At 59.9% G+C, this 24942-nt stretch carries 23 protein-coding genes; 13 read left to right on the forward strand and 10 right to left on the reverse strand.

Annotated features, from left to right (window positions below; translation table 11 throughout):
- Positions 1-2532: a PIG-L family deacetylase gene (locus IC231_RS11080; RefSeq protein WP_190784568.1), complete on the reverse strand. Its 2532-nt coding sequence runs from the start codon at positions 2530-2532 to the stop codon at positions 1-3.
- A 241-nt stretch (positions 2533-2773) separates the two neighbouring features.
- Here IC231_RS11080 and IC231_RS11085 point away from each other — a divergent pair, with 241 nt between their 5' ends.
- Positions 2774-4408 carry a S8 family peptidase gene (locus IC231_RS11085; RefSeq protein ID WP_190784569.1) on the forward strand — a complete coding sequence of 545 codons (1635 nt, stop codon included), beginning with the start codon at positions 2774-2776 and terminating at the stop codon, positions 4406-4408.
- Between the two features lie 95 nt (positions 4409-4503).
- Here the strand turns inward: IC231_RS11085 and IC231_RS20335 are convergent, their stop codons facing one another.
- Positions 4504-5103 (reverse strand): DUF805 domain-containing protein, encoded by a 600-nt coding sequence (locus IC231_RS20335; RefSeq protein WP_317173273.1) that lies wholly within the window; start codon positions 5101-5103, stop codon positions 4504-4506.
- On the opposite strand from IC231_RS20335, the gene IC231_RS11095 reads away from it, so the two are divergent.
- Positions 5009-5941 (forward strand): YitT family protein, encoded by a 933-nt coding sequence (locus IC231_RS11095; RefSeq protein ID WP_190784570.1) that lies wholly within the window; start codon positions 5009-5011, stop codon positions 5939-5941. The two genes, IC231_RS20335 and IC231_RS11095, sit on opposite strands and share 95 nt — an antisense overlap.
- Before the next feature lie 40 nt (positions 5942-5981).
- On the opposite strand, the gene IC231_RS11100 is transcribed toward IC231_RS11095, so the two are convergent.
- Entirely contained in the window at positions 5982-6656 is a 675-nt protein-coding gene (locus IC231_RS11100) for a DUF3667 domain-containing protein (protein WP_190784571.1), read from the reverse strand.
- Between the two features lie 204 nt (positions 6657-6860).
- On the opposite strand from IC231_RS11100, the gene IC231_RS11105 reads away from it, so the two are divergent.
- The 3 genes from IC231_RS11105 (at position 6861) to IC231_RS11115 (ending at position 9635) form a co-directional block, all read left to right on the forward strand.
- Entirely contained in the window at positions 6861-7685 is an 825-nt protein-coding gene (locus IC231_RS11105) for an MOSC domain-containing protein (protein WP_190784572.1), read from the forward strand.
- A 364-nt stretch (positions 7686-8049) separates the two neighbouring features.
- Positions 8050-8847, forward strand: a complete 798-nt coding sequence (locus tag IC231_RS11110; RefSeq protein WP_190784573.1) for a DUF547 domain-containing protein — start codon at positions 8050-8052, stop codon at positions 8845-8847.
- Positions 8848-8969: 122 nt separating this feature from the next.
- Positions 8970-9635 carry a DUF2461 domain-containing protein gene (locus tag IC231_RS11115; protein WP_190784574.1) on the forward strand — a complete coding sequence of 222 codons (666 nt, stop codon included), beginning with the start codon at positions 8970-8972 and terminating at the stop codon, positions 9633-9635.
- Between the two features lie 138 nt (positions 9636-9773).
- On the opposite strand, the gene IC231_RS11120 is transcribed toward IC231_RS11115, so the two are convergent.
- A complete protein-coding gene (locus tag IC231_RS11120) occupies positions 9774-10397 on the reverse strand; it encodes a deoxynucleoside kinase (RefSeq protein ID WP_185887269.1) in 624 nt (207 codons plus the stop codon).
- Positions 10398-10555: 158 nt separating this feature from the next.
- Between IC231_RS11120 and IC231_RS11125 the strand changes: the two genes are divergently transcribed.
- Entirely contained in the window at positions 10556-11029 is a 474-nt protein-coding gene (locus IC231_RS11125) for a hypothetical protein (RefSeq protein WP_190784575.1), read from the forward strand.
- 83 nt (positions 11030-11112) lie between these two features.
- Here the strand turns inward: IC231_RS11125 and IC231_RS11130 are convergent, their stop codons facing one another.
- Positions 11113-11781 (reverse strand): hypothetical protein, encoded by a 669-nt coding sequence (locus IC231_RS11130; protein ID WP_190784576.1) that lies wholly within the window; start codon positions 11779-11781, stop codon positions 11113-11115.
- Between the two features lie 142 nt (positions 11782-11923).
- On the opposite strand from IC231_RS11130, the gene IC231_RS11135 reads away from it, so the two are divergent.
- Positions 11924-12439, forward strand: coding sequence for a GNAT family N-acetyltransferase (locus IC231_RS11135; protein ID WP_190784577.1), 516 nt, complete (start codon positions 11924-11926; stop codon positions 12437-12439).
- 78 nt (positions 12440-12517) lie between these two features.
- Positions 12518-12742 (forward strand): CDGSH iron-sulfur domain-containing protein, encoded by a 225-nt coding sequence (locus IC231_RS11140; RefSeq protein WP_190784578.1) that lies wholly within the window; start codon positions 12518-12520, stop codon positions 12740-12742.
- Between the two features lie 123 nt (positions 12743-12865).
- Here IC231_RS11140 and IC231_RS11145 read toward each other — a convergent pair whose 3' ends face one another.
- Entirely contained in the window at positions 12866-13117 is a 252-nt protein-coding gene (locus IC231_RS11145) for an acyl-CoA-binding protein (protein ID WP_190784579.1), read from the reverse strand.
- A gap of 226 nt (positions 13118-13343) precedes the next feature.
- On the opposite strand from IC231_RS11145, the gene IC231_RS11150 reads away from it, so the two are divergent.
- Positions 13344-13871: a CinA family protein gene (locus tag IC231_RS11150; protein WP_190784580.1), complete on the forward strand. Its 528-nt coding sequence runs from the start codon at positions 13344-13346 to the stop codon at positions 13869-13871.
- 103 nt (positions 13872-13974) lie between these two features.
- Complete coding sequence (locus tag IC231_RS11155) at positions 13975-15792, forward strand: DUF2339 domain-containing protein (protein ID WP_190784581.1); 1818 nt, start codon at positions 13975-13977, stop codon at positions 15790-15792.
- Between the two features lie 44 nt (positions 15793-15836).
- Here the strand turns inward: IC231_RS11155 and IC231_RS11160 are convergent, their stop codons facing one another.
- Positions 15837-16871 carry a hypothetical protein gene (locus tag IC231_RS11160; RefSeq protein ID WP_190784582.1) on the reverse strand — a complete coding sequence of 345 codons (1035 nt, stop codon included), beginning with the start codon at positions 16869-16871 and terminating at the stop codon, positions 15837-15839.
- 152 nt (positions 16872-17023) lie between these two features.
- On the opposite strand from IC231_RS11160, the gene IC231_RS11165 reads away from it, so the two are divergent.
- Together IC231_RS11165 and IC231_RS11170 are read left to right on the forward strand one after the other, a co-directional pair.
- Positions 17024-18262, forward strand: coding sequence for a zinc dependent phospholipase C family protein (locus tag IC231_RS11165; RefSeq protein ID WP_190784583.1), 1239 nt, complete (start codon positions 17024-17026; stop codon positions 18260-18262).
- Positions 18263-18519: 257 nt separating this feature from the next.
- Positions 18520-19302 (forward strand): peptidylprolyl isomerase, encoded by a 783-nt coding sequence (locus tag IC231_RS11170; protein ID WP_190784584.1) that lies wholly within the window; start codon positions 18520-18522, stop codon positions 19300-19302.
- A 24-nt stretch (positions 19303-19326) separates the two neighbouring features.
- Here IC231_RS11170 and IC231_RS11175 read toward each other — a convergent pair whose 3' ends face one another.
- From IC231_RS11175 to IC231_RS11185, 3 genes are all read right to left on the reverse strand, one after another.
- Positions 19327-19692, reverse strand: coding sequence for a hypothetical protein (locus IC231_RS11175; RefSeq protein ID WP_190784585.1), 366 nt, complete (start codon positions 19690-19692; stop codon positions 19327-19329).
- Positions 19693-19811: 119 nt separating this feature from the next.
- A complete protein-coding gene (locus IC231_RS11180; RefSeq protein ID WP_190784586.1) occupies positions 19812-21923 on the reverse strand; it encodes a M13 family metallopeptidase in 2112 nt (703 codons plus the stop codon).
- 160 nt (positions 21924-22083) lie between these two features.
- Complete coding sequence (locus tag IC231_RS11185) at positions 22084-23724, reverse strand: ArnT family glycosyltransferase (protein WP_190784587.1); 1641 nt, start codon at positions 23722-23724, stop codon at positions 22084-22086.
- A gap of 201 nt (positions 23725-23925) precedes the next feature.
- Between IC231_RS11185 and IC231_RS11190 the strand changes: the two genes are divergently transcribed.
- Positions 23926-24942, forward strand: a complete 1017-nt coding sequence (locus IC231_RS11190) for a GDP-mannose 4,6-dehydratase (RefSeq protein WP_190784588.1) — start codon at positions 23926-23928, stop codon at positions 24940-24942.

The raw sequence follows: 24942 nt of genomic DNA on the forward strand, positions 1-24942 counted from the left end.
CTACTTCTTACCCAACGACACCATGTTGGTCAGAATCCGGTAGGCACCCGGCACGCCGGCGGGCAGCTCCCGGAACAGCGAAAGGCCGGTGTAGATGTAGTGACCTTTGCCATAATCGGCGACGAGGATGGCGCTTTCCTTGGCTTTCTCACCGGGGTCGGCGCTGCTGAGCACGGTCTGGTACTTGGCATCCCACTGGCTAGGATAATAGAGGCCCTGCTCCTGCACCCAACCCTCAAAATCCTTGCTCGTGATTTTGTTGGGCGTGTTGAGCAACGGCTGGCTAGGGTTTAGAAAGGTTACGGCGGCGTTTTCCACCGTCACCCGGTCGTTGGAGAGTGTCAGGGGGTACGGGCCGATTTGCGGCAACACCGTGCCGCGACTCACCACGTACTGCACCACTAGGTTGCCGCCGTTTTCGACATACTTCAGCAGGGTGGGCTGCAGGGTTTTGAGACGGTCTATGGTGTTGTAGGCCCGCACGCCCAGCACCACGGCATCGAAGCGGCGCAGGTTTTGCTCGGTGAGATCTTCGGGCTTGAGTAGCGTGACGGTGTAGCCAATCTGGCGCAGCGCGTCGGGCACTTCGTCGCCGGCGCCCATGAGGTAGCCGATTTCCTGGCCTTTGCGCTTGAGGTCCAGCTTTACGAGCGGGGCCACGGCTTCGGGAAACAGCACCTGAGTAGGAATGTGGTTGTAGGCGATGGGCTGGTAGCCGCGCGAATACGTCTGCCCGTCCACGGTAGCCACGGCCCGCAGCTCCGATTTGCCTTCCGCGGCGCCCGCGCCGGGCTGCACCCGGAATTGCACGGTTTGCTCGGCGTCTTTGGCGGCAATGTCAAAAGTGAAGCTGGCCGGCTCCGACTTCCAGCCTTGCGGCAGCGTCAGCGCCACGGAGCCTTTCACGCCCGCTTTGCCGGCGCGCAAGGTCACAGGGATGGTTTTGGGCTGGTTATCGGCAAACACATAAGCGTGCCCGCCGATGTTCACGGCCACGGGCGGCACCACCGTCAGCGGGCGGTACTTCTCCCCTTCCACCGGGTCGGTGCTTTTGTATTGAACGGGGACGGTGTAATCTATTATCTGTCCTCCGATTGCAAAACGCAGCAGTACATCAGTAGCAGCATCATTTTCAGGTCGCCCACGCTCCAGCAGCTCATCCACCTTATACATACCGGTTGTGCCGACAGCGCGCAGCCAGTATGGCTGCGACGCCAAAGCATCGGACGCGAGTAATCCTATTTGTTTGCGGAGTAAAACCTGCCGACCATTCGTCAACTTTATTTGCGTAGCAGAATCCCGGCCCACATATTGTGCACCAATTAACTCTACTGGCTGAATTTCTTTAGATACTGAAAAGCGCGGCGTGACCTCAATCGTAACCGGCACCTTATCCCCAGCTACCACTGCGGAAGTGGCCGTTGTTGCCTCTATATAGAGCCCCAGCGAAGCCCGAATCAGAGAATTTACTTGCTCGATTTTCTGCTGCATCCAAAACTGTTCTCCTGACAGACTCTTGGGCGATAATCTTTCTAGCGCCGCCCGCACCTTCAGCAGCCCCGCCACACTTGCCGACGGGTTAGCCGCGTCATACTTGCGAATTACCTCGTCAATCAGCTTGCCCACGGCCGCGCCGCCGGGCACCCGGTTCCAGCTCATGTCGATGCCCTCGAAGGGGTCGGACTTCACCTTGTCGCCTTTCACCTGCTGCAAGTATTCCAGCGCCTCGCCGCGCTGGGCGCTGCTCCCGAAGCCCTGGCTTTTGTGCTGGCTGCGGCTGCGGGCCGCTATTTCGCCGTAGCTCTGGCCCAGCAGCGGGTTGTACTGGCCGGCATCTACTTTCAGGTAGCCGTCCATGTTTTCGCCCTGCTTCACGAAAAAGCTGCCGGTGTTCCAAAACAGCCGCTTGGGCTGCCACACCTGCACGTATTGCAGTTGCTCCGGAAACCGTTTCGGGTCGCCGGCGGCCTCGAAGGCTTCGGCGGCCAAGATGGCGGAGGCGGTGTGGTGGCCGTGACCGGCGCGGGCATCGGGCGGGAAGCGGGTAATCATCACGTCGGGGCGGCGCTGCCGAATTACCCACACCATGTCGGACAGCACTTGCTCTTTGTCCCAGATGGTAAAGGTTTCCTCGGCGGTTTTCGAGAAGCCGAAGTCGTTGGCGCGGGTGAAAAACTGCCGGCCGCCATCGATGCGGCGGGCCGCCAGCAGCTCCTGCGTCCGGATGACGCCCAGCCCCTCGCGCAGCTCCGGCCCGATGAGGTTCTGGCCCCCGTCGCCGCGGGTGCAGCTGAGGTAGCCGGTTTCCACGAGGCGGCCGTTGGCGAGGTAGGCAATCAGACGGGTATTTTCGTCGTCGGGGTGGGCGGCCACGTACAGGGCCGAGCCCAGCACGTTCAGCTTCTTCAGCCCCAGCAGAATCTCCGACGACGACCAGGTTTTGGGCGCCTGAGCCTGGGCGGTGAAGGAGTGACTGAGTGACTGAGTGAGTAGCACCGCCGACAAAGCGGCGCGGAAAAGGCGAGTACGCATACGGAAGAGCAGCTTGAAGGCGTGAAGATAACCCGGCAATGGCAACCCTGTTCTTCTGCCCCGATTCGTCTCTCAAAATCAAGCATACAGCCTTTTCATTCGCATAAAGCAGGTCCTTGCTTCCACTGTCATGCGTCCTACTGGATGGAACCGTGTCTGTAGGAATGGAGTTTTGCAGCGCGGTGGCCATAAGGGCTACGCCTGCGTATAGGCCGTTCTATTTTTCGCCTGTTCTTATCTGATGGCATTTCCTGTTTCTTCCTGGCTGCGTCTGTCGGCGCTGGCCCTGCTGCTGCCTGCCCTGGGCGCGGCCCAGAATTCTGCACCCGTCCTGCCTGCCGTGCCCCAGCAGCAGTGGTACCTGCTCGACCCCGCCGCCGATGGCGTGATGGGCATAAGCGCCCGTAAAACCTACGAGGAGTTGCTCAAAAATCGTCCTTCCGCGCCCGTGGTGGTGGCCATCATTGATGCTGGCATCGACACGGCCCACGCCGACCTGAAGCGCCTGCTCTGGACCAACCCCAAGGAAATAGCCGGCAACAGCCTCGACGACGACCAGAACGGCTACGTGGACGACGTGCACGGCTGGAATTTTCTGGGCGCCGCCGACGGCCGCAACGTGGACGTGGAAACCTACGAGGATACCCGGCTGGTAGCCCGGCTCAAGCCGCTGTATGAGGGCAAAGCCCGCACCGCTGTGCCGGCGGCCAAGCGCGCCGAGTACGACCTGTACCAGAAGGTGAAGAAAACCCAGGCCGAAAAAATAGCCGAAAACTCGGAGCGGGCAGAGTCGCTGGGCAAAGCCTACACGCTCAACAAGCAGGGCGCCGACAACCTGAAGCAGGCCCTGAACCTGACCCGGCTGGACACGGCCAGCCTGCGCCGCGTGTCGCCCGCCGACCCCAACCTCTACCGCGCCGCGCTGGGCCTCTACGGCAACCTGCGCGAGGCCGGCTACGCCGATATGGAATCGGTGCTGGCGGACATGAAAGAGGGGTTCGACCAGAGCAAAAGCCTGCTTGATTTCAGCCTGAACCCGGCTTTCAACCCACGGGCCGGCATCATCGGCGACAACCCCGAGGATACCAAGGACCGCCGCTACGGCAACCGCGACAACCACGGCCCCGACCCTTCGCACGGCACCCACGTAGCCGGCATCATCGGCGGCGACCGGACCAATAACCTGGGCATCCTGGGCATTGCCGACAACGTACGCCTGATGTCCATTCGTGCCGTGCCCAACGGCGACGAGCGGGACAAGGACGTGGCCAACGCCATCCGCTACGCCGTGGATAACGGGGCCAGCATCATCAACATGAGCTTCGGCAAGTACTACTCGCCGCAGCGTGAAGCCGTGGAAGACGCCATTAAGTATGCCGCCAGCAAAGGCGTGCTGCTGGTGCACTCCGCCGGCAACGAAAGCCAGGATATTGATGTGAACGTGGAATTTCCGGCCCCCGTGTACCTCAGCGGCCAGCGCATTCCGAACATGATTACGGTGGGCGCCGCCGCCCGCACCAACGACAAGAACCTGATTGCCGACTTCTCGAACTACGGCAAGAAGAACGTGGACGTGTTTGCGCCCGGCCACCAGATTTACTCCACGCTGCCCGGCCAGCAATACGGCAACAAAAGCGGCACCAGCATGGCTTCGCCGGTTGTGGCAGGCATGGCGGCAGTGCTCAAATCGTACTTCCCCACGCTCACGGCCACTGACCTGAAGCGCATTATTCTGGCCTCGGTAGATGTGCGGCACACCAAAGTGCTGAAACCCGGCACCAAGAAGGAGGTGGACTTCACGGAGCTTTCCAGCACTGGCGGCCTCGTGAATCTCTACCGCGCCGTGCAGATGGCCAGCACGGAAGCCACGAAATAAAAGCGGCCTACCGCCCCAGAACACGAATACGCCCTTACGACTCCAGAGCCGTAAGGGCGTATTCGTGTCTAAACGTAACAGCCGAAAAGCGGGAGTTAGCTTCTGACGGGTACAAGTTCGGGAGAAGTGCCGGGCGCCGGCCCCCAAGGGTTGCAGCCGGGAGTGCCCGGCAGCACCAGCAGCAGCAGATAAGCCGGCAGATTTACCAGAGGCACCAGCAGCGCCAGCGTATACCAGCCACTCAGGTGCAGGTCGTGGAGGCGGCGCACGGCCAGCAGGGCAACTACGGCCGTGCAGGCGGCCAGCGCCAGACCGGCCAGTGCTGCCTGATACCAGGTAGTAGGCGCAGCCGGTAGAAAGTACGCCGCTAGCAAAGGAGTCAGCACCAAAAGCAGGCGCACCCCAAAATCGAGGCGGCTCATTCTACCTTGGAAAAGGGCAAATTGTCTCATATTCTTGTGGAGTAACACGCTTGCACAACCTGCGGACGTCCGCTGCAACTGGCATTTTCCAAAATCCGGGCCAGTTTCCGGCCAGCTGAGCCGTAGCGGCTGCGGCCGGTGTTGTAGTAGTGTTACCTTGCCTCCTAGCCCCAGCCTCATGTCAGACTCTCCGCTCGAACACCTTCCGGCCAACAGGCTGCTCATTCCTACGCCGGAACCGCCTTCCAAAAGCCACTGGCTGCGCCACAACATTTCCAGTGCGCTGTTTCTGCTGGCCGGTGTGTTTTCCGCTGCGTTTGGTCTGAAAGCCTTTTTGCTGCCCAACGACTTCATCGACGGCGGCGTTACGGGCATCTCGCTGCTGGTGCGTCAGCTCACCGACTGGCCGCTGTCGGTACTAATTGTGGTCATCAACATCCCGTTCATCATCATGGCCTATTTCCAGATGGACCGGGTGCTGGCCTTTAAAACGCTGTGCGCTATTCTGATGCTGGCCCTCGTGCTGCTGGTCGTCTCGTTTCCCAATCTGACGCAGGACAAGCTGCTGATTTCCGTTTTTGGGGGATTTTTCCTGGGCGCCGGCATCGGGCTGGCCATGCGGGGCGGCGGTGTGCTCGACGGCACCGAAATTCTGGCCGTGTTCCTGAGCAAGAAAACCAGCCTCACCGTCGGCGACATTATCCTGCTCTTTAACATCTGCATCTTTGCCGCCGCCGCCTGGATTTTGTCTGTCGAAACGGCGCTGTACTCCATTCTGGCTTACCTCTCGGCCGCCAAAACCATCGACTTCATCATCGACGGTATCGAAGAATACACGGGGGTTACTATCGTATCGAGCCGCTCCGACGCCATCCGGCGCATGATTACCGAAAAGCTGGGCCGTGGTGCTACCGTCTACAACGGCAAAGGCGGTTTCGGCACCCACGGCGACCAGCCCAATGCGGTGGATATCGTCTTCACGGTTATCACGCGCCTGGAACTGGCCCGCCTCAAAGCCGAAGTGGAAAACATCGATATTCAGGCCTTTATGGTGATGCACAGCGTGAAAGACACCAAAGGCGGCATGATCAAGAAACGGCCTCTGCACTAGTTTTCATGCCTCCAAAGTAGGGTCCAAACTACCCTAAACGCTAGGCAGCCCAGAACACATACCAGTGAAAGGCCAGGTAATTTAGCCCCACGCTGACGGCCACGCCCATAGCCACTACCAACAAGGACCGCCAGACCGCACTACCCCAGGAAAGCCGCAGCGCCTGCCGCCCCACCAGAATAAGGTACATGGTGATGATGGTGACCTGCAGGCTGCTGGCAATATTGCTGCTAGCCAGAGCCCGCGTGTGCAATGCCCACAGCACCAGCAGCACCACGGCCAGCAGCAAATGAAACACCGACCCAATGATGACGTGCACGAAAAACGCCTCGGCGTAGTTCCAGCCCTGTTTTCGGTACACCAGCCACGTCAGCAGCGCATATACTGGCAGTAGCAGCAGCAGCCACCAGATGTTGTAGTACTTACCCACATAGTGGAAATACGCCACCATTCGCTCAAGATTTTCGGCAGGCATGCGGCCCGTGAAGCGCTGCCGCATTTCGACGCCCGTCCCATCATAGTAATTCAGCAGCAGCGCGGCGGCGGCAGCTAGGCCTACTACCAGCAGCAGAAACTGAAACGGATTGAAGTAGCGCTTGCGCCGCCCGGCCAGATAATCGGCCACCACGTAGCCGGGGCGCAGCAGAATCTGCGGCACAAAGCCAATGATGGTATTGTCAGCGTGCGTAAAAACGTGCAGTATCTCGTGCGCCACGTGGCCCGGTGTAAGGCGGTGCGGCCTCTTCTGCCCGCATTGCGGGCAAAACGGGCCATCCGACAAAGAATACCCGCAATTCAGGCAGGTGGCAGCAGCGTACGACATGGAAAATCATATATAGCAACAGCTGCAAGTAACTGACTTTTATGCAGGTGGCAATACCGGTTGCTTCGTCCGCACCGTACCGCGTACCTTCGCCTCATGGCCGCTCCTCTCTTCCTGCAAGACCTCTATATCTATCCTGTTAAGTCGCTGGGCGGCATTCGTGTGGCACAGGCCGAACTGGAGCCGCGCGGCCTGCGCCACGACCGGCGCTGGCTGTTGGTAGATGAGCATAACCGGTTTATGACGCAGCGCCAAATGCCCGAAATGGCCCTGCTGCGAGTAGCTCCGGCCCACAACGGCTTCCTGCTCACGCACGCCCGCCGCCCCGATCTGCTGCCGCTTTACATTCCGTTTGCCGCTACTCCAGAGCGTACTCTGTTCGTGACTATCTGGGACGATATGGTATTTGCCTGGCGCGGGGCTCGTGAGGCCGACGAATGGCTCAGTGAGGCGCTGGGCCGCGCCAGCAAGCTGGTCTACATGTCGGATATGGTGCGCCGCGACGTGGAGCCGGAGCTCAACCCGGAAGGCCACCTAGTGAGCTTCGCCGACGGCTACCCTTTCCTGCTCATCGGGCAAAGCTCGCTGGATGAGCTCAATAGCCGCCTCGCCGAACCCGTACTCATGGACCGGTTTCGGCCCAATCTGGTGTTCAGCGGCGGCGAGGCGTTTGCAGAAGATACCTGGGAGCATTTCCAGGTCGGCGAGCTGCCATTCCGGGCCGTGCGGGCTTGCGGGCGCTGCGTCATGACGACCGTAGACCAGCGCACGGCCCAGAAAAACCCTGCCGGAGAACCGCTACGCACCTTGGCTACTTACCGCAGCCAAGGCAGTAAGGTGATGTTCGGCCAGAACGTAACCGGCCCCGGCCGCGGCCTGCTCCGCACCGGCGACCCGGTGCAGGTGCAGAGCTGGAAGTAGAGTGCCCATACTTACTTGCTGCTCCCCTCGGCTAATAAGTCTAGGAAAATTCAACGGCTGTTACATCTTAAAAACCGGGTTTAGGCACAGTAGCCGCGTGATTCGCTACTGCTCAGCTAGCTGCGTCATAAAATAGTAGGCAAGCCGCCTTGTTTAGCGGCTGCATCTATATAGTTTTGTGAATTCTTTGAATACCGAATAGTATGTTTTCAAGGAATAGTTACGCTCCCCTGCCCTTATATCCCGTTGCATTGCGGTAAAAGCAGTTTGCGCTTTTACCAACCGCCCTCCTTTTCCTACCCGGCACTACCGTGTGTCGGCTCTGCTTTTGGCTTCACGCCGCCTCTACTTTTATTGTTCCTGTATGAACAAAACGTTTTCCCTACGTTTTGCCGTCCTGCTATGGCTCCTCGGGAGTTGGCTGGCAAGTCCGGCGCAGGCCGCTGACGCTATGAGCCCGCAGGCCTTGCACGCCCCCTGGGACGAGTTGCTGCACAAGTATGTCACTCCAGATGGCATGGTGGATTATCAGGGGCTCCTCGACGAAGAAGACAAGCTACTGGACTACCTGATGGCCGTGCGCAAGACGGCGCCAAACGAGCAAACCTGGGCTCCGGCCGATATTCAGGCGTTTTGGATTAATGTGTACAATGCCTCCACGGTGTACATGGTGCTGCAGTACTACCCGGTCAGCAGCGTCAACGATATCCGGATGAAAGGTCGCAGCTATTCGCCCTGGGAATTTGCCGGTGTGACCGTAGGTGGCCAGGATTACTCCCTCAACCAGATTGAGCGGGAGAAGCTAAGCGCCCGTTTCCATGATCCGCGCATCCATTTTGCCTTGGTGCAAGGAGCCAGTTCCGGCCCCCGGCTGCTGAATGAGGCCTACAACGGCGCCCACCTGCAGCAGCAGCTGGAACAGCAGACCCGCAGTTTCATCAACGACCCGGCCCGAAACATGCTGGGCAGCCAGCAAGCCAGCATTTCCAGTCTGTTCAGCTTTTACGCGGCCGAGTTCGGCGAGCAGGCGCAGGTGCTGGAGTTTCTCAATCGGTATGCCCGCGTACCGCTGGCTGCCGCCACGCCCATTTCGTATCTGCCTTTCAGCTGGAATCTGAACGACCGGCATACCCAGGCCGAAATTCAGGCCCTGCGAAAATAGCAAGGATTACGAGTTGAGCTCTACCACAAGGCCCTATGCAGAAACGTCGGAAGACAGACTGTGCGGGGCTTTGTTGCGTATCAGGCGGTATTTACGCTGTTCCCTTATTGCTTTTCACTCGCATGGACCGAGCTTGTATACTGGAGTTTCTGCGGCAGTTGGCTGCCAACAACCATAAGGCCTGGATGGACGAACACCGCGCGGACTACCAGCAGGCCCGCGGGGAGTTTACCGCCCTGATACGCCAATTACTCCATGAGCTGCAGGAAATTGAGCCCGCGACGCGGGGCCTGACTCCAGCCGACGTCATGTACCGGCTGCACAAAAACGACCGTTCGCAGCGCGACCCTGAAACTTACAAGCGCCACCTTAGCGCAGGCCTTAAGCCGGGCGGGCGCCACAGCCCCTGGGCCGGGTATTTCGTGGTGCTGGAGCCGGGCGGCGAATCGTATGTGGGGGCCGGACGCTGGGAGCCGGAACCGCAGCAGCTGGCGCGCATTCGGCAGGAAATCCACTACAATGCGCCCGCCTTCCATGCCCTGCGCGAAGCGCCCGACTTCGTTCGGCACTTTCCCGCTGGCCTCGACCGTAGCGACGCATTGAAGACGGCTCCTAAAGGCTACGACCGGCTGGACCCAGACATTGAGTGGCTACGCCTAAAGCGTTTTTTTGTGTGGCGCCCTTTCTCCGATGCCGAAGTCCTGCGGCCCGATTTTATGAAGCAGGTGCTGACGGCCTGGCGGGCAGCCAAGCCTTTTGTAGACTTCCTGAACGAAGCTGTAAAGTAAGGCGGTGCTGGTATTTCTAAGAGCCGCAGAAAGACTCTTTGTGCGTAAATGCGCTTCAAACACACAAAAGCCCTTGATGTGTGCTACGTCAAGGGCTTTTCGCGTCAGGTGGTTTCGGAGGCCGCAACGGCGCATTTTCTAGAACAGCCCGAACAGCGTGCTGTTAATTCGCTCAATCACCACGCTCAAATCTTCCGGCCGGCTGACGTAATCGAGGTTGTTCACGTCGATGATGAGCAGCTTACCGTGCTTGTAACCCGCAATCCACTCCTCGTAGTGGTCGTTGAGGTGCCGCAGGTATTCAATCTTGATGTTGTTCTCGTAGTCGCGGTTGCGGCGCTCTATCTGCTGCACCAGCTTGGGCAGGTCGGCCCGCAGATACAGCAGCAAGTCTGGTGGGTCCACCATGCTCACCATCGACTCGAACAGCCCCAGGTAGTTCTGGTAGTCGCGCTCCGTCATCAGGCTGGACTGATGCAGGTTGGCGGCGAAGATGTGCGCGTCTTCGTAGATGGTGCGGTCCTGAATAACTCCTTTGCTGGCCGCCTGCAGCTTTTTGATGTGCTGGGTCTGGCGGAAGCGGCTATTGAGAAAGTACACCTGCAGGTGGAACGCCCAGCGGGGCATATCGTCGTAGAAATCCTTCAGATACGGATTGTGGTCTACGTCTTCCAAGAACACTTCCCAGTTAAAATGATGGGCCAGCTTGTTGGCCAGCGTGGTTTTGCCAGCCCCAATGTTGCCGACGATGGCAATGTGCATAAGTCAGAATGAAAGCGCGGCCTGCCGCCGTGGTTCGGCCCGAACGGCAAAAGTACATAACCCGCCCGAAGCTGCCGCCAAAACTATGCGGCGAAGCGGCACCCTTTTTTATATTCCTTCGTTGCAATATTTCACCCTGGCCCTGTGCTGTCTGCGCCATGCCTGCTCCCGCCTCTTTCCTCTCTCCTGAGCCCGAATCGGAACACATGCTGCCGGCGGGCACGCAGCAGCTGGGGCTGCTGCGCGACGAGCATGGCGCGCCCTTATTGCGGCTGCTCTACTATCCATCGGAGGGCATGCTGTATGCGCAGTGGTTCGGCAACCTTACCTCGGAATCGGTTATTGCCGGCGCACAGGCCGCCCTGGAAGCCCAGCAGAAGCTACGGCCGGCCCTCCTGCTCAACGACAAAAGCGCGGCTACCGGCGACTGGAGCGAGGCCATGGACTGGCTGGAATTTGAGTGGCTACCGCTTGCCATTCAGTACGGGATGCGGGCGTTTGCCTACGTATTCGCGCCGGATATGGTAAATCAGCCTTCCGCGCTGGAGTTTGCCACCCGCGTAAGCCAGCAGCGTCCTATTCAGCTTTTCTATGATGTGGACACGGCCAGCGCCTGGCTGCTGAAGCAATAAGCAACTGGCTCAACAGAAAAAGCGGCTCCCCGCCTATTAGCTGGAAACCGCTTTTCTAGTGGTAGTCTGATGGCTTGCGAGGTTTACTCTGCCATCACGCCTTTCACGTCCCGGGCTTTCTCCAGAGTCCGGAACTCTCCCTGCCAGGACCGGATGCGCACTCGCTCTTCCAGCGGCAACTGCTCGCGCACCTGATCATAGCGGGCGTTCAGGCGGCTGAGCACGGCGGAGGCATTGCTCCAGTCGGTGGCAGTCCAGTTGCGACGCTGGGTACGGGTCGTTTCAATAAAGCGGGCGTACAGATCCGGCAACTCGGTGGCGCGGGCGCGGCCCAATACCACTTTCTCGCCCAGCATCCGGTCCTGCGACTGTTGGGCCGTTTCTGGCTGGCGGGCAGCGCGGTCGAGGCTATCCTGCCGGGCCGACCACGCGCCGTACCGCTTTTTCTGGATGGAATACTCGCGCTTGCCTTCCACGGTGAGGCTGTCCACCGCTTTATCGATCCGCTTGCTCTGGCGGTCGAATTCCTCGGCCACTTTCGGCGTTTCGCGGGCAATGTCGTCAGCCGTGCGGCTCACCTTATCACTCACCCAGTCGGCGAAAATACGCAGGTCACGCTCCACGGCCGTTGCGGTACTGCTCGCCGATGGGCGCGTAGTAGTGGTAGTGGTGGTAGTGGCAGGTTTTTGCTGCGCCACCGCGGCCGAAATGGAAAGCAGGCCAGTGGCCAGTATCAGCGGAAATGATTTCATGAGGTTGGGAAAGAGGGGCGGATAATACGCAACGCCACAAGCGGCGCGGCGGTATGCCGGAACAGGCAATTTCTGGCCCAAAAACGAGTAAGCGCGGGGGTAAGGTTCGGTTTTCAGGTAAATAATGCCGTTTTTGCGGCCTATGTCACCTGTTGTACCCGCGTCTGCTGCCGTCCGTCCGGCCTCCCTGGCCGATATTCCAACCATTATTGAGCTGGCGGAAGCAACCTGGGAACCGACCTACCGCTTCATCATTTCGAAGGAGCAGATTGACTACATGTACCGCGTGATTTACACGCCGGCGTCGCTGCAGCGCCAGATGGCGGAGCAGGGCCACCAGTTTCTGCTGCTGCTCGATGAAGACCAGCCGGGCGGTTTCGCCTCCTACTCGGCCAAGGAAACGGCCGGCACCTACCATCTCAACAAAATCTACGTGCTGCCCTCGCATCAGGGGCGCGGCTTTGGGCAGTTGCTGCTTCGGGCTGTGGAGCAGGCGGTGCAGGTGGCGGGCGGCCACACGCTGGAGCTGAACGTAAACCGCCACAACCCGGCCCTGGCTTTCTACGAACACGAAGGCTTTCAGCTCAACCGCGAAGAAGATATTCCCATTGGCCCGTACTGGATGAACGACTACGTGATGCGCAAGCACCTGCAGTAGCGTCTGGTAAGGCTGCAGTTCATTCAGCTTTTTTCTCATCTGGCTGCTCTTTCGCAGTCGTTTCTTACCACCAACCTCATGGCAACCAAACTCACCGTTCTCAGCAATGGCTCCCTCCGCGTGGAAGGCGCCGATTTCGAACTCGTAGACGCGCAGGGCCAAGCTTACGGCCTCGCCGGCCGGGAGCGAATCAGCATCTGCCGCTGTGGCCTTTCCGCCAACAAGCCCTTCTGCGACGGTTCGCACAAAGGCCACTTCGAGCACGATGCCAAAGCATTTGACCTGCCCGCGCCCAAGGCATAGCTGCTTCGCACGTATTTCAGCAACAAGCCCCTGCCAGCATATGCTGGCAGGGGCTTGTTGCTGAAATACGGTTTCTGCTTCTGGCAGAAGCACAAAACTGCTTTTGCCAGAAGCGGCAGCTAGCTAGAACAGGGAGTTTACTAGATCCACGTATTCCTGGCGGGCTTCCTCCTGCGACTTGCCGCTCAGGCTGGCCCAGGCGTCGTACTTGGCAATGGCTTTGAAGTCGAAGCCCCCGGGCCGGTCGCCGGTTACGTCGCCTTCGCTGGCTTGCTTGTAGAGAGAGTACAGCTGGAGCAGCACCGTGTTGGAGGGCTTGCTGGGCAGCTCTTTGCTGCGGGAAGCGGCGGCTTCAAATTCTTCGGGAGTAGCCATAGGAAGGGCGTTGTGGAGAGTGAGCGGAGATGATACAAAACGGCTGGAGCCGGCGGCCGGAAGGTACGGAAGCACGCCGTATTTTATGCTGCAAGCAGCATTTTTTTTCGCCCGAATTTCGGTAAACTGACTGTTCAAGACGCTTTTTTGGCAACCTCGGCAATAACATTTCGGCTACCGGGCAGCGTACAGATAGCCTCCTGCTCTTCCTGTTTTCGCTGCCGCTATGAAACCAACTGACCTGAATAGCCTTGTCAAGAAATTCCTGCAATACAAGCTCACTCTGGCCTTCGCGGAAAGCTGCACGGCCGGACTGCTTGCTTCTGAATTCGTGCAGGCCGAAGGCAGCAGCGAGGTGCTGCTGGGCTCCGTCGTGACGTATCACCCGATTGCCAAAAACCGCCTGCTTGGCGTGAAAAAGGATACGCTGGCCCTATACACTGCCGAGAGCCAGCAGGTGACCAACGAAATGGTGATGGGCCTGCATAAGCAGTTGCCCACCGCCGATGTATGCGTAGCCGTAACGGGGTTGTGCGCGGGCGGGGCCTCGGAGTCGGAGGAAAAGCCCGTGGGCACGATGTACTTTACCATTCTGCACCAGAACCGGGCCCACGAGCTTCGCCAGGAATTTGCGGGCAACTGTGACAAAGTGAAGGCGCTGGCCGTCGACTTTATCTTTCAACGCTTAAATGAGCTGCTGGACACCTACTCCGAGCAGCACGCCGCCGAAGCCGTAGCAACCAAAGCCGAGTAGCTGACTCTGGCCCCGGCGGCGCGTCTGGCCCGGGCGGGGCTTGGTGAGCATCAGGATTTTTGAGCAACTTGCCAGCCTATTTTTCCGGCTAATTTCTGTGCTGATGTCGTTGCGCAAGTCTGTTTCCTTCTGGGCGCTGCTGTTTTGCTCCTCTATTATCCTGCTGACTTCGTTTCTGTATTACCCGAAATGGAATAAACCCGCATCGGAAGCTACCATCAGCTGGGATGCGTCTGGCTACTACATGTACCTGCCGGCCACCTTCCTTTACCAGGACCTGAAGCAGCTGGCGTTTCTGCCCGAAATAACCAAAAAATACAGCCCCGACCCCTATCAAAACCAAGCCTACCTGGACTCGGCCAGCGGCAATAAGGTGATGAAGTACCCGGTTGGCCTGGCCGTGCAGAGCCTGCCTTTCTTTGCGGCGGGGCATCTGGCGGCCAAATCCCTAGGCTACCCGGCCGATGGATTTTCGGCGCCGTACCAGCTGAGCCTGCAGATTGGGTCGGAGGTGGTGGCAATTCTGGGCTTTGTGCTGGTGTGGTGGGCGTTGCGCCGCCGTTTCGGGGAAGGCGCCACGGCCCTGACGCTGGTAGTGCTGGCCCTGGGCTCCAACTATCTCAACTACGCGGCCATCGACGGGGCCATGACGCACAACTGGCTTTTTACGCTGTATGCCGGTCTGATGCTGCTGATTCCTGCGTTTTACCGGCGCCCTACCCTGGCGCGGGCCCTGGCCATTGGGCTGGTCTGCGGTTTGCTGGCACTCACACGCCCCACCGAAATTCTGGCCACTCTCCTGCCTCTTCTGTGGGGCCTGCGCCTAAACCGGGCATTCCTGCAGGAGCGGCTGGCATTCTGGCGGCAGCACCTGCCGCATCTGCTGCTGGCCGTTGCGGCCTGTGGAGCGGTGGGCAGCATACAGCTGTTCTACTGGCACTATGTTACGGGGCGCTGGCTGGTGTATAGCTACGGTGAGCAGGGATTCAGCTGGCTGAAACCTCACCTGTTCGACGGTATTTTCAGCTTCCGGAGCGGTTGGCTGACGTACTCGCCGCTGATGGCTGCTGCCCTGCTGGGGTTTGGCGCGCTCCGGAAGCGGCAGCCAGAAGCCTTCGGAGCCATCCTGGTTTTCGCGGTGCTGTTCATTTACGTCACGTTTGCCTGGGATATCTGGTGGTACGGCGGCTCGTTGGGGCAGCGGGCTATGGTGCAGAGCTACGCGGTGCTGGCCTGGCCGCTGGCCGCCGCTATGGGGTGGCTGCTGCTGCGGCCGCTGCGCATCGCCTCGTTTGCAGTGGTGCTACTGCTGGGCATCTACTACAATGCCTGGATGACCCAACAGGCCCACGGGGGAGCCGGCCTGATGGTGGCCGGCGACATGACCCGCCAGTATTTCTGGCACGTGGTAGGCCGCCAGCAGGTGCCGCTGCCTACCCGCTGGCTGCTCGACAATGGCGACCAGGTGCTTGATAACTCCGACCGGCAACAAGTCCAGGAGCTATGGCGCGAGGACTTCGAGCAGGACTCGGCCAAGTGTGCCACGCCCGCCCTGCAAGGCAGCTGCTCCCTGGCCCTGGATGCTGCCACGCAGTCCAGCCCCGAGTTTCGGGTGGCCGTCAATCCGGAACAAACCAAATGGATCAGGGTGCGGGCACGGGCTCAGTGCGAGCAGAAGCAGTGGGACGTCTGGCAGATGACCCAGCTCATCGTCAGCTACCGCCTCGGCGACGAAGTGCAGAAAGAACGCATCATCCGGTTGCAGCGGGTGGTGGAGCCCGGCTGGCCCGAAGAAGTCTACCTCGACCTGCGCGCGCCCAAAGACCAGCCCTTCGACAACATCCGACTCCGCTTCGACAACTCCGGCAGCAACCAGCGCATTCTACTGGACGAGGTGCGCGTCGAGTCGTTCGAGAAATAGCCGCCAGCCTGCGTAAGGCGCGGCCCGGTACAGATGGCCGCGCCTCACTCGGGCCGGGGCCGGGTGAGCATCAGCTTCAGGTTCAGGCGCACCACGTCGCCCATGGAGCGGCAGCGGCGGAACTGCTCGGTGCCGTGGTGCTGGCCCAGTTGCAGCTTCAGCAGCTCCACTTTCTCGGGCGTCGATACCTCGTCGCGGCGCATGCAGTCGATGAGGTCTTTGAGGCGGTAGCGCTCCGAGCGGGCCCGCCGGGCCATCAGGGTGCGCTCCTCGGTCTGGTACTGCCGGATGGTTTCGTCCTTGAGCAGCTTGCTGCAGAGCTGCACCACGGCCCGGTTGTCCTTGAAATACTGGGGCAGATACATGGTTTTCTTGCCCTCATAGCTCTGCTGGTCGAAGTCGATGGCCCGCACGCGGTACTGCTCGTCCTCGAAATCGGGCGTCACGTCGATAACATAGTTGTAGGCGCGCATATCGCCGAGCAAGCGGGCAAAGCACCGCTCGTTGAACTTCACGAATTCCTTGGCAATACGCACTTGGTTGAGGTGAGGGGCGCGCAGCCGGTCCCGGATAAAATCGTCGCCGGGAATCCCCACGATGTGTTCTTCAATCAGCGTTTCGCCCGACACCAAGTAGTTGAGACTGTTGGGCGAAAGCAGGTGCTCCAGCTCCAGGCCATACACCCGCGAAGCATCGGCTTTTTTCACGTAGAAGTAGTCGTAGTTGTCGTTGAGCTGATTGACGATGCGCACCCGAAACGGGTTGGAATTGCCGAAGCGGCAGTAATCTACCCGGTCGGCGAGCAGATGCTCCGTAAACGACAGGTCGCCGTCGGTTTTCAGAATGGCGTATACCTGCGCCAGTCCGTCGCTCAGTTCCCGCAGGGCCTGCGGCTCATAAAACACGGTTTCCCACATGGTATCCCGGCCCTGGCGGTCGGCGAGCGGGTAGGCGCCGCTGAAGTGCGTGAGGTCTTTGTACGTAACGGGCAGGGTCGTTTCCCGGTCGTACTGCTGCAGGTAAGCGTGTAGCGGCGGCTGAATAGCGTAGGTTATCTTCTTCTTGGTGATGAGCGTCATGGCAGGCAGCGGATTACGCGTACTGTATTGTGTTTTCGGGCGGCAGACTGTGCTTATACGCAGATTTCCAGCGAATACGGGGAGGCACAGTTTCAGCAATGCGGCAATCCGCTAACTTCGCGGAGGCCATCTTCCGGGCTTGCCCTTCTGCTATGAAAAAACCGTTTCTCCTCTTGTTGTGCCTGGCGCTGTTGGTGCCGGTTACGTCGCCGGGCTGGGGTTTCTTTGCCCACCGCACCATTGCGCAGATTTCTGTGTATACGCTGCCCGCCGCCCTCCAGCCCTTTTATTTCCGCCACATGAAAGAGCTGGTGCGCCTCTCCACGGCCCCTGATGAGCGGCGCGACGCGGACCCCAAAGAGGCCAGCAAGCACTTCATCGACATGGACCACTTCGGCGACAACCCGTTCGGGGCCATGCCCAAAGCCTGGGACAAAGCCGAAGCCAAGTACACCGCCGACACGCTGCGCAAGTACGGCACGGTGCCCTGGACCATCATGGAAGTGAAGGACAACCTCACGGAAGCCTTCAAGCAGCGAGATACGCTGGCCATTATCCGCCTTTCCGCCGACCTCTGCCACTACGTAGCCGATGCCTACGTGCCGCTGCACACTACCGAGAACTACGACGGCCAACTCACGAACCAGACCGGGCTACACTCGTTGTGGGAAAGCAAGCTGCCTGAGCGCCACATTGCCGAGTATAAGCTGGATGCCGAGCCGGCCAAGTACGTGAAGGACCCGTTGACCGACATCTGGAAAATCCTGCAGGAATCGTACGGCTTTCTGGGCGAAACCTTCGACCGGGAAGAGAAAGTGACCCGGCAGTTTACGCCCGAAACCAAATACAACTTCTCGCACAAATACGGCAAGACCCGGCGCTTCTATTCCGATGCCTTTGCTGATGCCTACCACAAGGAAGTGGGCGGTATGGTGGCTTTCCGGATGAAGCTGGCGCCCACTTTTGTGTCGTCGTTGTGGATGACCGCCTGGAAGGACGGCGGCAGCCCCAACCTGAACGAACTGATGGCCAAAAAGCCTGGCAAAATTGAAAAGGACTCGCTCGAGAACCAGCTCAAAATCTGGAAGAAGAACGGCCTGGCCGATCAGCAGTTGCTGCTGGCTATGCAGAAGCAGGCGGCTGTAGTGCAGGCCGACCAGATCAACGCCGCCACCGATATGGCGCCGCCCGTGCTCGATACGGCCTCACCGCCCGAACCAGCTCCGGCCGCTGCTGCGGCTCCGGCTGGCAGCGCCAAGCAGCCAGAAAAGGTGAAAGTGAAGGCCAAGACGGAAGCTGGCAGTATCAAACTGAAGGAAAAAGAACAGCCGAAAAAGAAAGCAGCCAAAAAAGACGACGGCTGGGGCGCGCCAGCCGGCTCCGGCTGGTAGCCCGTCTGATTTGGGGAGTACGCATCCGGCTCCGGGCTGCAACCGCTCAAAAACAAGGTCTCTGCCGCGCACCGTGGCCGGGACCTTTGTTTTTTCCTTCTGCTCCAACTTCCTGCTTCTTGCATCGGCCAGCCGCTGAGGGGTGGGCTGACTTTCGGCATTTTTGCGGGAGCTGCTACCTTTGGGCGGCAGCCTGCCTCCTGTGAGACTGGAGCTGCCGCCCTGGTTTCTCTGCTCCTGTTTCTGTTTTTCCTGCCATGATGTTTCTAGCTCCTTCTGCTGCCCCACGGCTCCGCCACCTGCTGCAGGCCGCCGGCTTCGTGGCGGTTAGCTTGGGCGGCCTGGCCTGCAACCGCCAGCAGCCAGTCGAGGAAACGGCCGCCCCGGCTGTATCGGCAGAAAAACCGGTGCCCGGCCCGGCCCTGCTGGCCCTGGCCGACAGCAACGCTGCCACGCTGCTTCTGCCGTATGGCAGGCAATACCCGGCCTCGGGCGTGGTGCTGCACACCCGCCTCGGCGACATCAAGGTGAAGCTCTACGACGATACGCCAATTCACAAAGCCAACTTTCTGCTGCTTTCCCGGCGCGGCGTGTTCGACGAAACAGTGTTTAACCGCGTGTTGAAAGGCTTTGCGGTGCAGGGCGGGGCCTCCGACCACCGCACCATCCGGATGAACCGCTACCGCCTGCCCCCCGAAATCCGGCCGCAGCACTTCCACCGCCGGGGCGTTCTGGGCATGGCCCGCTATGACGACGAGCAGAACCCCGGCCAGCTTTCATCCAGCACTGATTTTTACTTTGTGCAGGGCGAGAAGCTGACGCCTGCCCAGAGCCTAGCTATGGCCGGCCGGCCTCTTAGCCCGGAGCAGCAGCGGGCCTATGCCACGGTAGGCGGTGTGCCCTCTCTGGATGGCAAGTATACCGTGTTCGGCGAAGTGACAGAAGGCATGGACGTGGTAGACAAAATAGCCAACGAGCCCGTCGATGACTACAAATGGCCCCTGACCGACGTGGCTATTCGGGTAGAAATACTTCCCTAGCCGAAAAGCAACAGCCGGTTCTTGCTACGGCCGCCGCACCTTGATCAGCTGGCTTTTGGTAACGTCGCCGGGTTGCTGGCCGAGTAGCTCGCGCAGCTCGGCGCGGGTGTAGGCAATGGTTTGGGGCGTGGGCTCAAAGGACAGCTGGCGCAGGTCGGCGTCGGGCGTGGGCGAGTCGGTGCGGGCCGGGTGCAGGTACACGCTGTCGGGCGCTACGCGGTAGAGGTGGTAGAAGAAGTAGCGCGCCGTGGTAGTGCCCCGGGGCTGAAACTGCACCACGTACACATCCCCTACTTTCGGGTCGGCTATCTGCTCCTGCACTGATTCGGAACGAGAGCAGGCAGCCAGCAGCAGCGGCACGAAAGCCAGCAAGCGAAGAGTCTTTTGCATGGCGCAAGATACGCGCCATTCTGAGGTGGCATCGTAGGGAGCTGTTTCTCCTTTAAAACAAAAAAGGCGGCCCGCATGATGCGGACCGCCTTTTTCATGGCACTAGAATCGAAGTCAGACTACCAGATTTTGGCACGCTCGGTCTGTACGCGCACCATTTTAGCGTCCTCTTTGCAGCCGAAGGCCTCGTAGAACTGAGGCATGTTCTGCAGCGGGCCATTGGTCCGGAACATGGCTGGTGAGTGCGGGTCCGTCATTACCTGCTGGCGCAGATACTCCGGGCGGGCATTGGTACGCCATACTTGCGCCCAGCTCAGGAAGAAGCGCTGGTCGGGCGTGAGGCCGTCGTATTTGGGGTAGTTACCGTCGGGGTACTGCTTCTTCAGCTCTTTGTGCAGGGCCGTGTAGGCAATGTTGAGGCCGCCGAGGTCGGCGAGGTTTTCGCCCATGGTCAGCTTGCCGTTCACATACACCGAGTCGAGCGGCGAGAAGGCCGAATACTGCTTGCCCACCATGCCGGCGCGGGCATCAAACTTCTCCGCATCCTCCTTGGTCCACCAGTCGCGCAGGTTGCCTTCGGCATCGTACTGGCGGCCCTGGTCGTCGAAACCGTGCGTGATTTCGTGGCCGATTACGGCCCCCATACCGCCGTAGTTGACGGCGTCGTCGGCTTTTGGGTCGAAGAACGGAGGCTGCATGATACCGGCCGGGAACACAATTTCGTTCATCGGCGGGTTGTAGTAGGCATTCACCGTCGGCGGCGTCATCACCCACTCGTTGCGGTCAATCGGCTTGCCGAACTTGCTGATGTTGTCCAGCGAGGCCCAACGGCGGGCGGCCAGCACGTTTTTCAGGTACGACTCACGCGAGATATTCAGCGCCGAATAGTCCTTCCACTTGTCGGGGTAGCCTATTTTCACGGTGAAGGCATTCAGCTTTTTCATGGCCTCGGCCTTGGTGGCGGCGCTCATCCAGTCTACCTGCTGGATATGCTCGCCCATGGCCTCCTTGATGTTGGCTACCATGGCCAGCGCCTTGGCTTTGGTTTCGGGCGTGAAGGCCTTGTCCACGTACAGCTGGCCGAAAGCTTCGCCCAGGGCACCGTCCGTGTCGCGGTTCATACGCTTCCAGCGGGGCTGCTGCTGCTTGGCGCCAGTCAGCACCTGCGTGAAGCGGAAGGCTTCGTCGCCGTGGGCTTTGGGCAGCGCCGAAGTCAACGATGTCACCTTATGCCAGCGCAGGTAGGTTTTGAGGTCGGCCAGCGGCTCGCTTTTCAGCATGGCGCTTTCCTCTTTGAAGAAAGCCGGCTGCCCCACAATTACTTCCTTGGCCGCGCTCAGCTTCATTTCCTTGAGGGCCGTGGGCAGCGCCAGGTTCGGGAACTGCTTGTTCAGCTCCGCCAGCGTCATTTTGTTGTAGTTGGCGTACGGGTCGCGCAGGTCTACACGGCTCTTGCTGGCTTTGGCGAGGCGCGTTTCCAGGCGCATCACCGTAGCCGCGTTTTTAGCCGCCGTGGCTTCGTTGTCGCCCAGCATCTTGAACGTATTCACGAGGTAGGTCGTGTAGGCGCTGCGGATGCCTTTCGAGCGGGCGTCGTCCTTGAGGTAGTAGTCCCGGTCGGGCAGAGAAAGGCCGCCCTGGTAGATCTGAACGGCATATTCAGTGCTCTTCTTCTCGTCCTGGCCTACGCCGCTGCTGAAGAAAGCGCCCGTTCCCTCCAGCTGCTGCCGCACGATTTCAGCCTGCAGGCCTTTGAGGTCCTTGATGGCGGCAATGCGGTCCAGCTCGGGCTTCAGGTATTTCAGGCCAGCCTTCTCGATGGCCACCGTATCCATGGCGGTAGCGTAGAAGTCGCCGACTTTCTGGGCGTTTGAGCCTTTGGCAGCCGACGTGTTGGCCGCGGCCTCCTCCAGAATCTGCCGCATTACGGCGTTGTTCTTGTCAGCCAGCTCGTTGAAAGCACCCCAGCGTACTTCAGCGGCCGGAATGGGGTTGTTCTTGTACCAGTTGCCGGAGGCGTATTGGTCGAAATTGTCGCAGGCAGATGCCGTCAGGTCGCGGTTGGCTACGTTCAGCCCCACACCAGGTACAATGGGCTCCTCAGCAGGAGCAGCCGGGGTGGCGGTGGCGGGCGTAGTGAAAGCCGTGGGTGTGCTGCTGGCAGCGCAGCCGGCCAGCGCCAGACCGGTGGCGGCCACGGCGGCAAGCGTCAGGCTGTTGCGGTTTTTCATAGGAGTTGGGTTTGTGGAAATTTAGGGTTGGGGCAGGCAAGGTAAGCGGATTTGAGAAATCGGGACGGCAGCCGGAGCGGCCTCTCAGCCACGCTAGCGTATTCTCCTTCTACTACCGGCAGAAAAAGACGCCGGGTTTTTCGGGCCGTTGCACCAGCACTTACCAGTCGTAGTACAGCCGCCACGGCCCTACCTGCAGCTGGTGCGAAAACGGCGCCACCAGCCATTCCTGCCCGGCAATTACCTCCCCCTTCACCAGCAGCACCGGCCGCTGCCGCCGCAGCGAGTCGAGCGTGTTCGGGGTGAAAGCAAACGTGTTGAGCCAGGTATGATGCCAGGCCGCCGTAGGCTCAAACTGCGTTTCGCGCAGCAGTTGGGAATTGCCGGCATACAGCGACACCGGCACCCGGCCCTGCGCGAAGGCCAGAGAAGGTAACAACTCATTATAGACCAGCGCCGGACGCTGGTCCATGCCTTCGGCGCGCAGGCGCTCCACTACCGGCCTAATGCCATTAAAAGCCAACTCATTCTGGCGTAGCAGAGGTTTAGCGGCCAGCAGCAGTGTAACAGTGAAAAGAGTACCTGCCAGTAGCAGCTGAGCCGTGGCGCGTAACCGGTGTCGGGTTTGCCAGGCGCTCAGCAGCAGTACCACCAACCCAATACCCGGCAGCAGTGCGGCCGATAAGTCCAGAGTGAGGTTGAGTTCCTTTGCCAGCCACGGCAAACCAGCCAAAGCCAGCAGCAACACTGCCCACAGCCCCAGGCAGCCGCGGTACCAGTTGCGGCGCTGGTCGGCGGGCATTTCGTGCAGATAGTAGGCAGCAAGCAGCGCCACACCCGGAAAAATGGGCAGCACGTATAGAATCAGCTTCGACTGCGAAAGAGAGAAAAACACTAGTGGCGTCAGTGTCCAGAACAAGAGCACGTTGCGCCATAGCTGCGGCAGCCTGCGCCAGCCTATGCGCATGGCCTGCACCATGAGAAGCATCGACCAGGGAAGCCCCGTGGCAGGCGCCAGCACTAAGTAGAACCACCACGGTTTGGCCCGGCCGAATGCCTCCGCATTTGCAAAGCGCTCCACAGTGTGCCCTACCAGAAAATAGCGCAGGAAGGCTGGGTTTTCAGCAATCAGAAACATATACCAGCTCAGCCCGACCAGCACAAACAGCACTACTCCCAGCAAGTGGTGCCAGGTGAAGGGCCGCCGCGTCTGGCCGCGCCGGAAATAATATCCGACCATAACCATGAGCGGCAGCACAAATCCGACCGGCCCCTTGGTCAGAAAGGCCAACCCCAGGGCCAGCCAGCACACATACAGGCCCCACCAGCGCCCATCGTGGTAGTGGCGCAGCAGGCCATAGGCAGCCGCCAGCTCCAGCGTTGCCAAATAAGCGTCGGTCGTTACGTTGAGGGACGAAATCAGGACAACGGGCAGCGTGCCGTACAGGATAGCTGCTGTGAGGGCACGGTTGCGGTTGCCGTCGAAAAGCAGCACGCCAAGCCCGTAGACCAGCAGCACCTGCGCCAGCACCGCCAGCACCGGTAGCAGCCGCACCCCCAGCGCCGTAGGGCCGCCCAAAGTCAGACCGACGGCCGTGAGCCAATAGGTGAGCGGAGGCTTGTGAAAATGCTCGATTCCCAGCAGCTTCGGGTGTAGCCAGTCGCGCCCGGCCAGCATTTCGCGGGCTATTTCGGCATAGCGGGCTTCACTGCTTTCCAACGGCCCCCAGCTGTTAATGCCCACCAGAAACGCAGCTCCGAGCACTGATATGAACAGCCATAGTGCTTGGTGAGCGGACAATACCTTTCTGGCAGCGGACCCTGATTGTTGAAACATTAAAACAAAATTAAAGCAAAGCGGGTATCGTTGCGACTCCTTTTCTTAGCAACGGTACTTTTCGCTGGGTTTTCTGCACTTACAACTCAATTCTCTTGCTGGCCGTTATGCTTTCAGCGTAGCCCTGGAGTTTATTCTCTCAAGGGACTTTCTTCTTTTCCGCGTATGCGCACTATACTGGTTACTGGCTGTGCCGGCTTTATTGGCTCTCACCTTTGTGAATATCTGCTGACGGATGGCTGCCGCGTCGTGGGCCTCGACAACTTTGACCCATTTTACGACCGGCAGCTGAAAGAAGAAAATCTGTGCCCCCTGCGCCGGCATGCTCGTTTCGCTTTCTGCGAAGTAGACCTGCGCCAGGGACCCGACGCCCTAACGGCTGCCCTACCGGCACTTCCCTATGATGCCGTGATACATCTGGCCGCCAAAGCCGGAGTTGGGCCTTCACTACGGGAGCCGGCGGCCTACCTAGAAAACAACCTGCTCGGCACTACACACCTGCTGGAATGGATGCGCCGGCACGCCATCCAAACGCTGCTGTTTGCCTCGTCTTCCTCAGTCTATGGCAATACGCCAGCCACCCCATTTCGCGAGGATGAGCCACTGCTGGCGCGCTGTATTTCCCCCTATGCGGCCAGCAAACTAGCCGGCGAGGAACTGACCTTTACCTATCATCATCTGTATCAGATGAGCGTGCTCAATGCCCGGTTTTTCACCGTGTACGGCCCGCGGCAGCGCCCCGACCTGGCGATTCACAAGTTTGCCCAACTGTTGCGGGCCGGGCAGCCCATTCCCGTGTATGGCGACGGCAGCACCTCCCGCGACTACACGTTCGTGGCCGATACGGTAGACGGCATCGTGCGGGGCCTGAATTACCTGCTGCACAACCCCGGCACCTACGAAACCGTGAACCTGGGCAACAGCCAGCCAGTGGCTCTGCTGGATCTGGTAGCCGCTGTGGGCGCAGCCGTGGGCGTGGTGCCGCAGCTAGAGTTTCTGCCCGACCAGCCCGGCGACGTGGACATCACCTACGCCGACAACACCAAAGCCAAGCGCCTGCTCGGCTACGAGCCCCGCACACCGCTGGCCGAGGGTTTGCGGCAGTTTGTGGCCTGGCTCGATGAAAAGCCGCGCAACTCTCCCCAGGCTGCGTCACTGCAGGCAGCCACTGTCTCCGAATAA

Origin of the sequence: Hymenobacter duratus (genome assembly GCF_014698995.1) — a bacterium.
GTDB lineage: Bacteria > Bacteroidota > Bacteroidia > Cytophagales > Hymenobacteraceae > Hymenobacter > Hymenobacter duratus.

What these genes read in the sequence shown, in the direction of transcription:
- IC231_RS11080 (WP_190784568.1), bottom strand. Translation starts at nt 2,532, where the DNA reads ATGCGTACTCGCCTTTTCCGCGCCGCTTTGTCGGCGGTGCTACTCACT.
- IC231_RS11085 (WP_190784569.1), top strand. Translation starts at nt 2,774, where the DNA reads ATGGCATTTCCTGTTTCTTCCTGGCTGCGTCTGTCGGCGCTGGCCCTG.
- IC231_RS11095 (WP_190784570.1), top strand. Translation starts at nt 5,009, where the DNA reads ATGTCAGACTCTCCGCTCGAACACCTTCCGGCCAACAGGCTGCTCATT.
- IC231_RS20335 (WP_317173273.1), bottom strand. Translation starts at nt 5,103, where the DNA reads ATGTTGTGGCGCAGCCAGTGGCTTTTGGAAGGCGGTTCCGGCGTAGGA.
- IC231_RS11105 (WP_190784572.1), top strand. Translation starts at nt 6,861, where the DNA reads ATGGCCGCTCCTCTCTTCCTGCAAGACCTCTATATCTATCCTGTTAAG.
- IC231_RS11110 (WP_190784573.1), top strand. Translation starts at nt 8,050, where the DNA reads ATGAACAAAACGTTTTCCCTACGTTTTGCCGTCCTGCTATGGCTCCTC.
- IC231_RS11115 (WP_190784574.1), top strand. Translation starts at nt 8,970, where the DNA reads ATGGACCGAGCTTGTATACTGGAGTTTCTGCGGCAGTTGGCTGCCAAC.
- IC231_RS11120 (WP_185887269.1), bottom strand. Translation starts at nt 10,397, where the DNA reads ATGCACATTGCCATCGTCGGCAACATTGGGGCTGGCAAAACCACGCTG.
- IC231_RS11125 (WP_190784575.1), top strand. Translation starts at nt 10,556, where the DNA reads ATGCCTGCTCCCGCCTCTTTCCTCTCTCCTGAGCCCGAATCGGAACAC.
- IC231_RS11130 (WP_190784576.1), bottom strand. Translation starts at nt 11,781, where the DNA reads ATGAAATCATTTCCGCTGATACTGGCCACTGGCCTGCTTTCCATTTCG.
- IC231_RS11135 (WP_190784577.1), top strand. Translation starts at nt 11,924, where the DNA reads ATGTCACCTGTTGTACCCGCGTCTGCTGCCGTCCGTCCGGCCTCCCTG.
- IC231_RS11140 (WP_190784578.1), top strand. Translation starts at nt 12,518, where the DNA reads ATGGCAACCAAACTCACCGTTCTCAGCAATGGCTCCCTCCGCGTGGAA.
- IC231_RS11145 (WP_190784579.1), bottom strand. Translation starts at nt 13,117, where the DNA reads ATGGCTACTCCCGAAGAATTTGAAGCCGCCGCTTCCCGCAGCAAAGAG.
- IC231_RS11150 (WP_190784580.1), top strand. Translation starts at nt 13,344, where the DNA reads ATGAAACCAACTGACCTGAATAGCCTTGTCAAGAAATTCCTGCAATAC.
- IC231_RS11155 (WP_190784581.1), top strand. Translation starts at nt 13,975, where the DNA reads ATGTCGTTGCGCAAGTCTGTTTCCTTCTGGGCGCTGCTGTTTTGCTCC.
- IC231_RS11160 (WP_190784582.1), bottom strand. Translation starts at nt 16,871, where the DNA reads ATGACGCTCATCACCAAGAAGAAGATAACCTACGCTATTCAGCCGCCG.
- IC231_RS11165 (WP_190784583.1), top strand. Translation starts at nt 17,024, where the DNA reads ATGAAAAAACCGTTTCTCCTCTTGTTGTGCCTGGCGCTGTTGGTGCCG.
- IC231_RS11170 (WP_190784584.1), top strand. Translation starts at nt 18,520, where the DNA reads ATGATGTTTCTAGCTCCTTCTGCTGCCCCACGGCTCCGCCACCTGCTG.
- IC231_RS11175 (WP_190784585.1), bottom strand. Translation starts at nt 19,692, where the DNA reads ATGCAAAAGACTCTTCGCTTGCTGGCTTTCGTGCCGCTGCTGCTGGCT.
- IC231_RS11180 (WP_190784586.1), bottom strand. Translation starts at nt 21,923, where the DNA reads ATGAAAAACCGCAACAGCCTGACGCTTGCCGCCGTGGCCGCCACCGGT.
- IC231_RS11190 (WP_190784588.1), top strand. Translation starts at nt 23,926, where the DNA reads ATGCGCACTATACTGGTTACTGGCTGTGCCGGCTTTATTGGCTCTCAC.